This is a genomic window from Duganella sacchari (assembly GCF_900143065.1).
Classification (GTDB): Bacteria; Pseudomonadota; Gammaproteobacteria; order Burkholderiales; family Burkholderiaceae_D; genus Rugamonas; species Rugamonas sacchari.
The window spans coordinates 42,005-55,946 of sequence record NZ_FRCX01000018.1 but is presented as its reverse complement, the minus strand read 5'-3'; the positions used below and the strand labels follow the sequence as shown (position 1 = coordinate 55,946).

General features: G+C 60.2%; 16 protein-coding genes. 5 read left to right on the top strand and 11 right to left on the bottom strand.

Annotated elements, in window-relative coordinates; all coding sequences use genetic code 11:
- Nucleotides 1–11: 11 nt before the first annotated feature.
- From BUA36_RS27585 to msrA, 5 genes are all read right to left on the bottom strand, one after another.
- Nucleotides 12–2,384, bottom strand: coding sequence for a chitinase C-terminal domain-containing protein (locus tag BUA36_RS27585; RefSeq protein WP_072789928.1), 2,373 nt, complete (start codon nt 2,382–2,384; stop codon nt 12–14).
- Between the two features lie 12 nt (nt 2,385–2,396).
- The gene (locus BUA36_RS27580) at nt 2,397–3,413 is read right to left on the bottom strand and encodes a cupin-like domain-containing protein (RefSeq protein ID WP_072789926.1); all 1,017 of its coding nucleotides are present in this window, start codon (nt 3,411–3,413) and stop codon (nt 2,397–2,399) included.
- Nucleotides 3,414–3,416: 3 nt separating this feature from the next.
- Nucleotides 3,417–5,126, bottom strand: a complete 1,710-nt coding sequence (locus tag BUA36_RS27575; RefSeq protein WP_072789924.1) for a glycosyl hydrolase family 18 protein — start codon at nt 5,124–5,126, stop codon at nt 3,417–3,419.
- A gap of 300 nt (nt 5,127–5,426) precedes the next feature.
- The gene (locus BUA36_RS27570) at nt 5,427–5,825 is read right to left on the bottom strand and encodes a DUF1842 domain-containing protein (RefSeq protein ID WP_072789922.1); all 399 of its coding nucleotides are present in this window, start codon (nt 5,823–5,825) and stop codon (nt 5,427–5,429) included.
- A 110-nt stretch (nt 5,826–5,935) separates the two neighbouring features.
- Nucleotides 5,936–6,439 carry a peptide-methionine (S)-S-oxide reductase MsrA gene (gene msrA / locus BUA36_RS27565; RefSeq protein WP_072789920.1) on the bottom strand — a complete coding sequence of 168 codons (504 nt, stop codon included), beginning with the start codon at nt 6,437–6,439 and terminating at the stop codon, nt 5,936–5,938.
- A gap of 196 nt (nt 6,440–6,635) precedes the next feature.
- On the opposite strand from msrA, the gene BUA36_RS27560 reads away from it, so the two are divergent.
- Both BUA36_RS27560 and BUA36_RS27555 read left to right on the top strand, forming a co-directional pair.
- Nucleotides 6,636–7,046, top strand: coding sequence for a response regulator (locus BUA36_RS27560; RefSeq protein WP_072789919.1), 411 nt, complete (start codon nt 6,636–6,638; stop codon nt 7,044–7,046).
- 43 nt (nt 7,047–7,089) lie between these two features.
- Complete coding sequence (locus BUA36_RS27555) at nt 7,090–7,275, top strand: hypothetical protein (RefSeq protein WP_072789916.1); 186 nt, start codon at nt 7,090–7,092, stop codon at nt 7,273–7,275.
- On the opposite strand, the gene BUA36_RS27550 is transcribed toward BUA36_RS27555, so the two are convergent.
- The 3 genes from BUA36_RS27550 to BUA36_RS27540 all read right to left on the bottom strand — a co-directional run bounded on the left by BUA36_RS27550 (nt 7,276) and on the right by BUA36_RS27540 (nt 9,924).
- Complete coding sequence (locus BUA36_RS27550) at nt 7,276–7,929, bottom strand: energy transducer TonB (protein ID WP_084560384.1); 654 nt, start codon at nt 7,927–7,929, stop codon at nt 7,276–7,278.
- Between the two features lie 18 nt (nt 7,930–7,947).
- The gene (locus BUA36_RS27545) at nt 7,948–8,637 is read right to left on the bottom strand and encodes a hypothetical protein (protein ID WP_072789911.1); all 690 of its coding nucleotides are present in this window, start codon (nt 8,635–8,637) and stop codon (nt 7,948–7,950) included.
- Between the two features lie 90 nt (nt 8,638–8,727).
- Nucleotides 8,728–9,924, bottom strand: a complete 1,197-nt coding sequence (locus tag BUA36_RS27540; RefSeq protein WP_229255832.1) for an aminotransferase class V-fold PLP-dependent enzyme — start codon at nt 9,922–9,924, stop codon at nt 8,728–8,730.
- Between the two features lie 108 nt (nt 9,925–10,032).
- Here BUA36_RS27540 and BUA36_RS27535 point away from each other — a divergent pair, with 108 nt between their 5' ends.
- Complete coding sequence (locus BUA36_RS27535; RefSeq protein ID WP_072789907.1) at nt 10,033–10,989, top strand: LysR substrate-binding domain-containing protein; 957 nt, start codon at nt 10,033–10,035, stop codon at nt 10,987–10,989.
- A complete protein-coding gene (locus BUA36_RS27530; RefSeq protein WP_072789904.1) occupies nt 10,986–11,294 on the top strand; it encodes a YkgJ family cysteine cluster protein in 309 nt (102 codons plus the stop codon). Before BUA36_RS27535 ends, BUA36_RS27530 begins: the two co-directional genes overlap by 4 nt.
- Here BUA36_RS27530 and BUA36_RS27525 read toward each other — a convergent pair.
- Nucleotides 11,291–12,361, bottom strand: a complete 1,071-nt coding sequence (locus tag BUA36_RS27525) for a GGDEF domain-containing protein (protein ID WP_072789900.1) — start codon at nt 12,359–12,361, stop codon at nt 11,291–11,293. The genes BUA36_RS27530 and BUA36_RS27525 overlap by 4 nt on opposite strands.
- A 44-nt stretch (nt 12,362–12,405) precedes the next feature.
- Nucleotides 12,406–12,714, bottom strand: coding sequence for a hypothetical protein (locus BUA36_RS27520; protein ID WP_229255831.1), 309 nt, complete (start codon nt 12,712–12,714; stop codon nt 12,406–12,408).
- Between the two features lie 104 nt (nt 12,715–12,818).
- On the opposite strand from BUA36_RS27520, the gene BUA36_RS27515 reads away from it, so the two are divergent.
- On the top strand, nt 12,819–13,094 hold the full coding sequence (locus tag BUA36_RS27515) for a hypothetical protein (protein ID WP_072789897.1): 276 nt from the start codon (nt 12,819–12,821) through the stop codon (nt 13,092–13,094).
- A 503-nt stretch (nt 13,095–13,597) separates the two neighbouring features.
- Here the strand turns inward: BUA36_RS27515 and BUA36_RS30505 are convergent.
- On the bottom strand, nt 13,598–13,864 hold the full coding sequence (locus BUA36_RS30505; RefSeq protein WP_139260712.1) for a hypothetical protein: 267 nt from the start codon (nt 13,862–13,864) through the stop codon (nt 13,598–13,600).
- Nucleotides 13,865–13,942: the final 78 nt, after the last annotated feature.

The following is a 13,942-nucleotide window of genomic DNA, read 5'->3' as shown; positions in this document are numbered from 1 at the left end:
TCGCCCTCCCCTTACTTCAGCAAGACCGGCAGGTCAGGATACTCTTCGCTCAGCGCGTAGCGCGTGCCGTTCACCGTGATCACGTAGGCGGATGGCCCGGAGATCGGCAGCGAATAGTTCAGCGTCAGCGACACCGAGGCGCCAGGGGCCAGCGACTGCCACGTCGGAATGGTGAACTTGGCGTGATTGAAGTTGGCCTTGAAGCCGCCGATGTTGTTCGGCCCCGAGTAACCGGCCTTGGTCACGGTCAGCCCATAACCCGACTGGTCGCTCATGTTGGCAGGCGCCGACACGGGATAGTCAAACTCCACCACCGAGCCGCCCGGTATGGTGACCGTCGTGTTGTTGGTGACGGTCATGACAGGGTTGATCGGATAGTTGCTGTCGCCCAGCTTCCAGCCACCGAGCGCGATGCTGACTTTGGCGCTGCTGGCCGGGATCACCGACTCGGCCCGTACCGCACCATAGGCACTGGCGGTCTTGAAGGCGTTGTAGATGTTGGTGGTCAGCGTGTAACCCATGAAGTACTCGCCTTTGCCGGCGTTCTTGCCTGCGTCCCAGCCATAGTCGCCAGCCAGCTCCCAGATCATGATGCCGCCGATGCCGTTGTCGATGATGTACTGCGTTTTGGCAGCAATCGACTGTGCGGTTTCAACCGACAGGAACACCTTGCGCGTCGCGTTCCAGAGCCACGGTGCAGCCATGGTGGAACTGTAGTTCGGCGTGTAGGTGCCGGTGATGGTCTTCTCGGTAACGCCGTAGGCATCCAGGTAGTCAGGCACAATGGCGTTTTGCAGGTTCAGCGCATGCCACAGCGGATTGCCACCGCCCGGTACCGGCTTGCCGGTCGTATCCAGGTCATACCAGACGTTGTCGATGCCGACCGCACCGGTGCCGCAGGTTTTTACGCCAGCGCAGGTGACGGTGCTGGTGACGATTGGCGAGGTGCCCCACAGGCCATTGGTGCCGCCAGTGACATCCTTCCAGCCACGCGTGTAGTACGGCACGCCGATGTTGATGCGTCCCGCCTGCAGTGCGCCGCGGTAGTAGCGGTAAGCCCAGTCGACGTTGAGGTAGCCGATGCCGCCGTAGCTGTAGGCGTTGCCGGCGCGGAGTTCAGCGTCGTTGCCATCATCGAACAGTGGTGCGTTCGGGCCGACGTACTGGTTCCAGCCACCGTGCAGATCGTAGGACATCAGGCTGGCGTAGTCGAGGTACTTGAGGCCGGAGAGGTTTTCTTCTCCGCGCAAGATCCAGCCCGAGGCCGAACCGGCGATGGTCAGCATGTAGTACTTGTGGTCCGCGACAGCGGCGTTGTCGAGCTTTTCACGCACGGTTTTCAGCAGCGCGTTATAGCCTTTCATCAGACCGGCGAGGCGCGGTTTGCTGGTCGGGAAGTCGAGCGGATTGCCTGCTTCATCGTTGGTGGTCGGATGCTCGTAGTCGATGTCGATACCATCGAAGAAGGTGTACTGGCGCAGCACCGCGACCATGGAATCGGCCAGGGTGTTGATGCCTGCGGTGTTCACCGAGCCATCCGTGTTGGTGGTAGCGCCATAGAAGCCGCCGCTGCCTGCCCAGCCACCTACCGACAGCATCACTTTCACGCCAGGGTAGCGCTTCTTGTATTGCGACAGCAGGTTGAAGTGGCCCTTGTACGGCAAGGACGGATCCATGGCGGCGGCCGGAATGTTAGGCCAGGTCAGGCCCGTGTCCGGGTTGTTGGCGCCACTGGCCAGTTGCACCTTGGCGTCGGTGCCGACCGAGGCAAAGGCGTAGTTGATGTGGGTGACTTTGTCCCATGGGATGTTCGGCACCAGATAGGACGGCGTATTGCCCGCGCCGGTGCGCCAGCTGGTGAAGTAGCCGACGATGCGGCGGTTCAGGCCATTGGCCAGCTTCTCGCGGCCATTGGTGTCGTAGACGCCGCAGTAGTTCACGTTCGGCACCGGCGTGGTCAGGCCATCCGGACGGCACGCGACTGGTGTCGGCGTCGGCGTCGGCGTAGGTGTCGGAGTTGGTGTAGGTGTAGGCGTCGGAGTTGGCGTTGGTGTAGGCGTTGGTGTAGGCGTTGGCGTTGGAGTCGGCGTTGGAGTCGGCGTCGGGGTTGGCGTGGTTTGCAGCGCCCATGGCCCCCATTCTTCCGAGCCCGGCACGTTATTCTGCGTCCACCATTTGGCGCTATAGGTCTTGCCGTTGTAGGTCACGCACATGCCGGCGGTGTAGACGGCCGTTGAGCTCCAGGCATCGCAAGTCGCGGCAGCGGCGCCCATGCGTACGCCGCCGAGCGTCTTGCCGGCGGGTGCGTCGGTGGTGCCATTGCCGCCACCACAGGCGGCCAGAGTGCTGCCGACTAGCGTCAGCATCAAAAGATTTTGCTTCATTTTTGTCCCCTTTTAGAAGTCTTGATTTCTCGGGTAATGCGTATAGAAGTCGTTATCCCACTTGAAGTGGGTAGTCGAGACCGTGATGGTTACATCGAGTGCTTCTACAAAATGCCACCAGCCCACTGGCAGGAACAGGATCTCGCCCGGTTCCAGCACGCAGTCGATGACTGGCACGTCTGCCATCATCGGAAAGCGCTGCAGGTCGATGTTGCGTCCATCGACCGGCGAAAAACAGTGACGCTGGTTGTACACCTTGGGCGTGTCGCAAGGCGCGATGAGCCGCACCTTTTTACGCCCTGCTATCTGGATCATGAAGTTGTTGGTCAGGTCGTGGTGGAACGGCGTGATCGTTCCAGCAGGGCCAAACCAGAAAAAGCCGTTGCTGCCTTCCTGCAGATACTCGGTCAGCGGCGGCAGATCGCTCATCAGCTCACGCAAGGCATCGCGATTGTGACCGTCGTTATTGGCGGTCATGTAGAAATCGTTGGTGACGCCTGCGTCGCGCACCATCGCAACGTACTCGCCAAAAGGCATGCGGCGCTTGTGCGACATGCTGTTTAATTCGTAGTCGGGATCGGCGTTGCGGCCAAACTGCACTTCCACCTCCCGGTCGCCCAGCTGGGCGGCCAGGTAGTCGAAAGTCCAGCGGCTGCGGGCCGCGCAATCATCCAGCATGCCGGTGATGATGACCGGCTGATTGCGCCGATAGTGCTCGTTGAGGAACACCTCGCCGGACAGCCGCTCCCTGCGCGGCACCTCGTACTGCGCCAGCTGGTTCAGGCGCGACTGGATGCCGAGCACCCAGTCACGCTTGGCCAGCCGGTTGTGCAGACGCGATACGCCCCGCAGGTAAGGGCTGCGCAGCGCGGCATCGACCTCCGCGCGCGCCGACGATTCAACAATGCCCGATTGGACCATGATGCCGACCAGCGTCTCCGGATGGCCGCCGAGTATCAGGTTCTCGGCGATCCAGCCACGCCATGAGTCATTGACGTCGGTCTGCGGTACGGCACCATGACGGTTCATCGTTTATCGTCCTTTCCACACTTCGCTAGTCAAAGCGCCGCTGGCGTCGCCATCGAGCTCCCAGGAGAAGGCGCCGCGCAGGCCTTGATCGCGCATGTACTGCATCTTGGTCGCGATGACAGTCGGATCATCGTAGCTCCACCATTCTCCCGTGCCAGTGTACAGGAACAGTTGTTTGGTGACGGGGTGGTACCAGCGCGAACCGGACTTGTTGACCAGGACCTTGTAGTCATCGATGCCCCCCTCGTAGGTACCCGCGGCCGGTCCGGTGGTGCTCTGATACAGGCCGTTGGCATTAGGGCCAGCCGCTACGCCTTTCCAGCCACGCCCGTAGAACGGTACGCCCAGCAGGATCTTGTTCTTCGGCATACCGGCCGCCACCAGCGCCGTGATGGCGTCGTTGGTGTTGTACTTGGCCAGCACGCCGGTCGATGGATCAGCCGGATCGTGGTACAGCGGTGCGTGGAAGTTGGTGGTGGTTTCCCAGCCGCCGTGGAAGTCATAGGTCATCAGATTGACCCAGTCCATGTATTGCGAGTACAGGGCTGGTTCGGTCTGCGCGATCTTCTCGGTGCCGGCGCCGATGGCGGCGGTGAGCAGATAGCGCTTGCCGTCAGTCGCACCTTGCGCATCCAGCTGCGCGCGGAACTCCTGCATCAGCAGCGTGAAGTTGTGCTTGTCGTTGACCGCGTCCGCCGTGTTGTATGGCTGGCCGCCACCGCCCGGGTATTCCCAGTCGATGTCGATACCGTCAAACACGCCTTTGGCTGAGCCAGCGCCGCCGCGTCCATCCTGTACCGGCAGGTCGCCGGCGATGAACAGCTTCACGCAGGACTTGGCCAGCTGCTTGCGCAGCGCGTCAGTCTTGGCTGCGGCCGAGAAGTTTTTCGACCAGCTCCAGCCGCCCAGCGAGATGAACACTTTCAGGTTCGGGTGCGCGGCTTTCAGCAGCTTCAGTTGCAGGAAATTGCCGCTGAGCGGAGCGTCCCACGGTACCGCCTGACCATTGACCGTACGGCCCGGCGAGCGCTGGTAGTCGGCATACGCGTCGCCGCCGGTACCCGCTGCAGGCGAGGTCGGATTGTCGTTGCCGACTTCGGTACGCGTGACCATATCGCACTCGTAGCCGCCGTTTTTGGCGTAGGTATTGCCGAAGGCGTAGTTGATGAACGTGAGCTGGTCGGCAACGCTGGTCTGCACGCCGTTGACCGGCGTCTTGGTGGTGTGGATGTCAGCCACTTCGTAGCTGCGGCCGTACACGCCCCATTGCGCGAAGTATGAACCGATCTCACGGCCGCCGGTTGGCGTTGGCGTTGGCGTTGGCGTTGGCGTCGGCGTCGGCGTTGGCGTTGGCGTCGGTGTAGGCGTTGGCGTCGGAGTAGGTGTCGGCGTCGGAGTGGGTGTCGGCGTTGGCGGCGTGGCGCTCACCGCCCATGGTCCCCATTCTTCCGTGCCTGGCACGTTATTCTGCGTCCACCACTTGGCGGTGTAGGTCTTGCCGTTGTAGGTCACGCACATGCCGACCGTATAGATCGCTGTGGATGACCAGGCTGGACACGCCGCCGCCGCGGTGGTTTCTGCGCCCTGTACTGCGGCGCCCAGCAATTTCATTTTTGAACTGGAGGTGTCGGCATCGCCGCCCCCTCCGCAAGCTGCCAGCATGCTGGCAATCAGGCCCATAACGGCCGCGTTCCCCTTAACTGCATGTTTCATCGTCTCTCCTTCCGGTGGGTGTGAACTGCATTTTTTGTTATTTTTTCAGAATCCACCTTGGGAAAGTGGTAGTCAAGTGGTTTTGTAAATTGCGTGCACTCAAATACCAGTTTCGTTGAGAGAACAGTTTTTCTGGAAAGATTGCTTATAGATTAGGTCACGAAATGTGAGTGCTCACTAACAGCTTTACCAAGCTTGTATAGAAAAGATTGGTACCCACCATGAAATGCGATACGTTACGCATTCCACAACAAAAGTGAGTACCAATTTGAAGGGAGACAAAAGTGGTATCTACAAACGTCAGTACGCTGCTTCCGGTAAAACAGCGCGGGCGATGCCATCGCGGATATCGACGATACGAGGGTAAAGCTTTCCAATACTCATTTTGAAACAGGCCTGGCCATTTTTCCAGGCAGTCGGCAATACCATGAGTAGCTGGAAGGAGGTCGGTTCTTCGTCAAGCACGGCAAATACCGGTGGCGTACCGGCCAGCACAATCGCCTCCAGCGGCGCATCGCCTTCGATTTCCATGAGGTGGCCGCGTACCGACATTTCATGCACATCGCCGGTGACGCTTTCCAGCGTGGCGGTGCCCACCACGCTGGCATTGTCGCGATTAACGACCAGGTTCAGACGCAACATCGGACGGCCGATGGTAGCGCTTTGGATTTCATAAACGGCAGCAAATAACTGACTCATGGCATTTCCTAACGTGAAGAGGTGAAACATGGCTCTCACTGTAGGTCTGCCGCCAGAAACTTTCCTTCCGAATACCTTCTGAATCCTAAGTCCTTGTTTACACGCCGTTTTTAACGCTTGGGAAGTACCCAGTCGGGACGTACATAATGGCAGGTGTAGCCATTCGGAATGCGTTCCAGATAGTCCTGATGCTCAGGCTCGGCCTGCCAGAACGGCCCTGCCGGCGCCAGTTCCGTCACCACCTTGCCAGGCCACAAGCCGGATGCATTGACGTCGGCAATGGTATCTTCCGCCACGGCCTTCTGTTGCTCATTGGAATAAAAAATTGCAGAGCGATAGCTCGAACCGATGTCATTGCCCTGCCGGTTGCGGGTGCTCGGATCGTGAATCTGGAAGAAAAATTCCAGGATCTTGCGGTAGCTGAGCACCGCCGGATCAAACACAATTTCAATCGCCTCGGCATGGGTGCCATGATTGCGGTAGGTCGCGTTCGGCACGTCGCCGCCGCTGTAGCCGACCCGGGTTGTCAGTACGCCAGGCATCTTGCGGACCAGGTCCTGCACGCCCCAGAAGCAGCCGCCGGCCAGGATGGCCGTTTCCGTTGTTGTCGTCATATTCGATTCCTTTTCCATGAGGTCTGTGGACAATTTGGAGACAGATACATATTTCTTCAAGCAAACGGCGAAAATCCAACTATAATTAACGACAGGAAAGCCAATATGGCCCCTCCCCTGCGTGCCCCCTACCCGCGCGCCATCTCTCCCCCGGCCTGGACCCAGCCGAACGTCATGTTACTTTTCGTTCATTATCATGGACCAGACCACTTCCAAACGTATTTTAGTCGTAGACGACAACACCGAAGCCGCAGACATTTCGGCGGAACTGCTTGAACTGCACGGTTACCAGACCGCCGTCGCCTATGGCGGCCTGCCCGGCCTGGACGCGGCGCGCACCTTCGAGCCGCATGCCATTCTGCTCGATCTGGGCATGCCCGGCATGGACGGCTACCAGGTAGCCGCCGCGCTGCGTGCGGTGCCGGACTTCGACCAGGTCGCGCTGATCGCCTTCACTGCCTGGGGCGATGTGGTGACGCGCCAGAGGGTGATTGATACCGGCTTTGACGAGCATGTGATCAAGCCAGCCAATCTGGAACGCATCCTGGCGGCCGTCCACAATGCCATGGAAAAGCGCGAGCAAACCAGTACCGTCAGCGCATCGTAATTGCATTTGTGATACTGTCTTGGCTCAGACAGGAGGTATCACCATGATCGAACGACGCTCACGCCCCGACCGCACCAAGGCGGTCGCGGTCAATGCAGGGATTGCCATGGCTGAGAAGCAAGGCCGCGAAATGGCGGCCGAATTTCTGGAAGACGCAGGTGTGCCCTTGCCGGTCATCGCCCGCGTGCTGAGCGAACCTGAGAAACGCCGGGCCGAAGACTTGCGCTGATTATTGCAGCTGCACCCGGCCATAGGCCGTGTCGGTGCGCGGCCCCGTTACGCCTGCGTCGTGGGCGAAGCGGCAGCCTTGCAGATATTGAACCGCCGCGTCGGCGACTTCCTGCTGCGCGCCGGGTTCGGCAACGATGCGCTGCGGCGTACCTTCGGCATTCACGATGAAGCGCAGCAGCACGCCATCGCCCCCGCTAGCGCGGCGGTCTGACTGGCTGAAACGCGCAAAGCGCGTCGATGGCTGGCAGCTGTCCGCCACCAGCAGCGGCCGCGCGGCCGGCGCGTCGCTGAACGACCAGACAAATTTCAACGGCAGTTGCTGGCCGCTTTTCGCTTCGTCCAGATTGGCCTGGAACAGGCATTGCGACAAGCCATGCACAGCGGCGTCATCCAGTATCTTCCAGCCGCTGCTTTGGGCTACCGCCGGGTGGATCACTTTGCCGTCCAGACCGATTTCAAAACGCACGATGGTGGTGCCATCGATCTCGTAGCGCAGCGCTTCCCTGGGCCATTGCGGCTGCATGCAGGTGGGCGAGCTGACCAGCGATTTGTAGTAAGGCTGAGGCGACTGTCCTGACTGTGCCCGGCTCGCAAAATTGATCGCGCCAAACACAGCCGCCACACCAGCCACGGCAAGCATTTTTCTGTTCATGCCGTGATGATAGCCTGCTTACTGGTCGCCGACCAGTTGCACCGCGTCGACCTCTTTGTACTCGCGCTGGAGATTGTTCGCCAGCGTGATCTTGACGCCCTTGACCTTGTACGCGGTCTTGTCAAAGGTGCGGACAAACCAGGTACGGCTGCCGCGCTGATCGCGCTTCACTTCGCTCATGCCTTCCCAGACCGTGTTCCATTTGCCGTCGGTGTCTTGCAGCTCGACCTTGTTGATGGCCTCCGCGCCTTTACCGCCCGGCAGCACCACGCGCACTTCGGTAGCATTGACCGGCTTGGCATAGCTCAGCTCCAGCCAGTCGAAACCTTTATCGATATTGTTGTTGGTCCAGCTGTGATCGTCCGCGGCGCCGGTGGCGCGGACGGGCAGATTGCTTTCGCTCGGCTTGCGGCCGTTGTCGTCACCGAAGACCGAGCTGGCTTTGGCGTCCGTCGCCCATTGGCCGCGCGGATCGTTGAGGTATTTGTCTTCCATCACACCGTATTCAAGCAGGGACTTTTTCTTCGCCAGCTCCTGCTGTTCGGGTGTCGGGTCGGCGGCAGGCGCCGGCGCCGGCGCCGCTGGTGCGGCCGCTGGCGCCGGGGCAGGCGTGGCAGCGGCCGGCGGCTCTTCGGTCTTCTCTTTTTTGTGGCAAGCGGAAAGCAGCGCGGCCAGCATCATGGCCGCGACGGTGGCGGTATATTTCATCGGGACATCCTTCTAGAATGATGTTATAAAAACAATGTACATCATTTAAAGAAATAGCCGCGCACTACTCATCAGTAAGCCGCCAGCGCGTCAGGCAGCCAGCTCACGGATCGCGCCGACCAGTTTGTCGAGATCGGCGGTGCGCGTGAAGAGCCCGGGCGTAACGCGGATGACGCTGCCACCCACGGGTCCCTTGCGCGCCACGGTGAAGATGCCGTACTGCTCCATCAGGCGGTCCACCAGCGCATTGTTCGCTTCAAACGTTGTGTGTCCGCGCACGCGGAAGGATGTCAGCGCGCCATAACTGCCCGCTTCATCCGGCGTGAGAATCTCCACATTCGGCACATCGCGTACCTGATGCACCCAGTAGTCACGCAGCTCGCACAAACGGCGCCCCCGATTCGCCACACCGATTTCATCATGCAGCTTGAGTGCCGCCGGTATCGTCATCAGCGCGGCCGCATTTACCGTCCCCGAATGCACGCGTGACAGGATGTCGGTCGCCGGGTGATCTTCGTCGCCCCGCTCCACGCCGATATCCGCCAGCCGTTCCTTGCAAATGTACAGAAAGCCCGTACCTAAAGGCGCGCCCACCCACTTGTGCAAATTCGTGCCCACGAAGTCTGCGCCCAGGTCCGGCAGCTTGTAATCCAGCTGCCCCCAGGACTGCGCCACATCCACAATCACATCAACACCGCGCGACTTGGCCAGCTTGACGATCTCCGCCACCGGCAACACCAAACCGGTGCGGTGATTGAGGTGAGTGAGCAGCAGCAAGCGGGTGCGCGGATGCTGGCGCAGTGCCTTCTCATACACATCGATGGCCAGCTGGCGCGACACCGGTTCCGGTATCTGCACCACCGCCACCTTGGCGTTATGCCGTTGCGCCAGATCGTTCATCGCGTACTGCATGGCGTCGTAATCCAGATTGGCGTACATGACCGTGTCGCCCTGTTTGAGCAGGCGGTAATTGCAGATCAGGTTTTGCAGCGACTCCGTCGCACCACGCGTGAGCGCCAGTTCCTCCATCGCGACACCGGTACGCGCCGCCAGCTCGGTACGAATCTGGTCGACGCCGGCCCGGTCAAACTTGCGGCGCAGATGATAGGAGCTGTAACGCGTCAGATAATCGATATTGCGCTTGAACTCCTCCGCCACCGGGCGCGCCATGATGCCGAAGTAGCCGTTTTCCAGATTGATGAAATCGCTGGCGACGTCGTAACTCTGTGCGATCCGCTCCCAGTCCGGCGCCAACAGTTTGTGCCGGTCCGCTTGATGTTCGTTCATGCCCGCCTCTTCCAGAGATTGATTGATTGATTGATGCGACAAGTATAAAGAAGCACAAGGTCCGTGCATCGGCTATTATTTATCATTCCATAAATTTTAGTTATGCACATGCTGAGCCGGGAAATCGAGATCTTCCGCGTTGTGATGACCACAGGGTCCGCCACCAAGGCCGCCAGGCTCATGAACATGAGCCAGCCGGCCATCAGCCAATCGTTGCGCCGGCTGGAGCAGTCCGCCGGACTCGCGCTGTTTCAGCGCAGCGCCGGCAAACTGCTGCCCACACAGGAGGCGCAGGCGCTGCTGAAAGAAGTGGACCGCCACTTCGTCGGCATGGAGGTGATTGAACAACGCCTGCGCGCGCTGCGCCAGTTCGGCGTCGGCCGCGTACGCATCGCCAGCTTCCCCGGCGTTGGCGTCGGCTTCCTGCCGCGCGTGCTGGCCGACCTGTCGCGCGAGCGCGAACGCACGCTGGTATCACTACAGATTATGGGATCGGCCGACGTCCGCAAATGCCTGCTCAGCAACGAGGCCGAATTAGGCGTGGTGGCGGACGATGTCTCCACCAACGGCATCGAAGCTACCCTGTTCGCCCATTACTTCGGCGTGGTGGCGCTGCCGCAAGGCCACGCACTGGCACGGCACAAGCGCATTACGCCCGCCATGCTGGGCAAGCATCCCTTTATCGCCCTGAATCCCGAGGATAGCGTCAGCCTGCGGCTGGACCGCATCTGCCGCAACCACGGCGTCGAGCTGCGCACGGTGGTGGAATGTCCGTTCACCATCAGCCAGTGCGAACTGGTACGCAACAAGGTAGGCGTGGCCATCGTCAACCCCGTGACCGCGTATGATTACCTGCATGCAGGGCTGGTGTTCCGGCCCTTCTCTGAACAGCTGACCTATACTTCGCTGACCGTGCAGCCGGCCGGACAACCGGCGTCCTCGTTCGTCGGCATGATGCTGGGCGCCATGCGCAAGCGGCTGGAGGTCGATATGCATACGCTGTCGCACAGCATGGCGGGTGGCGACATCGGTCCGTTGCACAGCCTGACCAAAATAAGCGGATGAGCTTCGACTGCCAATCCTGCGGCGCCTGCTGCGCGGTGTTCCGCGTCAGCTTCTACTGGAGCGAGACCACCGCCCATCCGGAAGGCACGGTGCCCGAGCAGCTGGTCACGCCCGTATCGCCGTATCACGTTGCGATGAAAGGCACGCTGCAATCGCCGGTGCGCTGCGTTGCGCTCGAGGGCGAGGTTGGCGAGTGCGTCAGCTGCAATATCTACCCGGCGCGCTCCAGCACCTGCCGCAGTGTGGAAGCGGGCGACCAGCAATGCCTGCGCGCACGCGAACTGGTGGGGCTGATGCTGGTCTAGTGCAACCGGCTACGCTTTTCAGCGTACATTTGCTCATCCGCCTGCAACACATAATCCGACAAAGCCTGCTTGCCGCCAGGCTCACACCGCACGATACCGGCACTGATCGCCACGGCATACGGCCGCTCCTGCATCAGGTTAAAGGCATGCAGGTTGTCGCGGATACGCTGCAGGATGATTTCGGGCCGCGCATCGTCCAGGGTATAGGCGACGAACTCGTCGCCGCCCAGACGGGATACCACGTCCGCTTCACGGAACGACTGGCGGAAGACCGACGCCGCATCCCGTATCAGGGCGTCACCGGTATCGTGCCCGAGCTCATCATTAACGTGCTTGAGGCCATCGATGTCCGCGAAAATGACCGCGCTGTCGGCACGCTTGCGCTGTGCCACCTTGAAGATCTGCTCCGCCTGCATGAAGAAGCCGCGGCGATTGTACAGCCCCGTCAGGACGTCGGTCAGCGCCAGCACGCGTAGGTCGGTAACCGCCTGCTCACGGCGCTCCAGCTCGGCGGCATGCGCCATGGAAGAACTGGCGATTTGCTCGCGCTGCTGCCACAGCAACTGCTCGAGCGAACTGCGCGCCGCAATCTTGCCCAGCGCCGCCGCTGCCAACTCCAGGATATACGTCAGAAGCGGGCCGCATTTTTCTGGCGCCGTGGACGCCAGGTCGTTTGTCCAGGAAACCGCAAGTACCGCCACCGCCGCATGGGCCGGCACCGCCACCGCCAGTGTGCCCGGTCCGATGTGTACCGGCGACGCCTGATCGCGCATGTCCGCTGCGGCATGACGCGTGCCCGACAACAAGGCCGCAGCCGTCGGGTACAGCATATGATCCTGTCCTGCAGGATGGGCTACGCCACGCCGGTCAAAGCAGACCACATCGAGTCGCTCGTCCTGCAGCAGCAGCAAGGCCGAGTCCGGCGACATCACTTCCACCAGCACGCGCCCGACCAGGCCCAGCGAACTGCTGACGTCATCCGTCTGCAGCAGTTCACGTGACAGCGTCAGCAGGATGCGCAACTGCACCGGGCTCAGTTGTCGCACTTTCACAGGTTTATTCGTCATGGCTGCCTCCCAAATTGCCGTCGCGCAGGCCGATCATTGTTCTGCTATGCGTTCTTATCACTCGCCGGCAAGGGGATAAGCGCTTCGGAAACCGCCTGCTCAGCGCTGGCGGTGCGTCGGGGCAATGTGGGATCGAGTACGCGCGCGATCACTGCTGCGGGAACCCGTTTGTATTGCATGTAGTTGTGTGCCAGTGTGCGGTTGCGTACGGCCAGGATATTGATGCCGCGCTCGACTGCATTTGCCATACATTCATCAGACCGCTTTTGACGCTCATTCATTTTCTTGCCGCAAGTAGTACACCAGTCACGATTGGCGAACGTCATCCAATTCAAAGCAGACAATACACCCATGTCAGCTTCCTACCTAGCACTTCTTGCAAAGCGCCGCACGCCAATAGCAGTAACGATTCCACATATGTGTGTTACTGTGTTTCACCGCCCTCACGGAGGTCTCGATGGACAAGTTTGATTTACTGCTGGCTGACAGGGTGCGCGACATTGCGCATGACTTCAGGCATATCGCGATGGTCGATTACATCGTCGGGATCGAGTCGTCCTTCACTTGCGATCCGGCGCGCCGGCTGGAGATTATCGAACACTGGCGGCTTGACCATCCCATTGATGAGTATGTCCTTCCCGCCATCAGCGAACTGTATCGCATCTCCGCCATCATCAACACTCATCCGCTGGCGCGCTTGCCGCGCTTTGAACCCGCCGCTAATAACACCTGATCCGCCAGGTGAACGTAGAAAACGTCAGGTGTGTGCGTACCTTGCCTGTGCCACAGCAGATTCAGCGTTTGTATCAAGCTCGCATCCAGCACCGCGATAAAATCGCCGACGATGTGCAGCGAGGTGTAGAGACTTACAGTACTGCCGGCGACTAACAACTGGTTGTAGTCTGCCGACCGATTCTATATGCGCTGTAGCGAGCACTATATGCATTAGCTAACAGATTGACTGCGCGTCACCTCTTAAAGTGGGCTCATTACCAGGAATAAAAGGGGATGCGGATGACTTTCTTTGAGCGACGCGAGCGCGCTGACGCCGCCATGGTGGTGGAGAACGCTATTTGGCTGGCCAGACAGTCAGGCATGGGCGCGGCACTTTACTATATGCACCGTCGAGGGATATCACGCGACGTGTCAGAACGCGTCTTGATCGGGCCAACTTATCGGCGCAGCTATTTCAGAACCGGATGAAGCCGGTGTGAGAAGGCGCTTATCGGCGCGAGCTCAGCTCGCCCGGCCACGCTTTTTCGCAGAAATCTGATCCAGAACCGTGCCGATGGTTTGCATGTCTGGCTGCCGGTGATATAGCGGGCCAGCCAGGACGCGTAGCGCTGTCGCGTGAGGAATACCGTTGGTGGACATGTAATCCAGAGCGGGTCCGACGCCATCAACTGACGCCAGCACCACCGCTGCATCGATCGTTTCAACCGGACCATCGTGACGCCGATCGGGTTCGCCTGCGTTCCGCTCAGGGATGAGGTTCGCATTCATAGGCTGCCCCGCTGTATAAACCCTTATTATCGGCGGGCTGCGGGCATTCCTCAGTACGTCAGTTCACACATGGTGGAA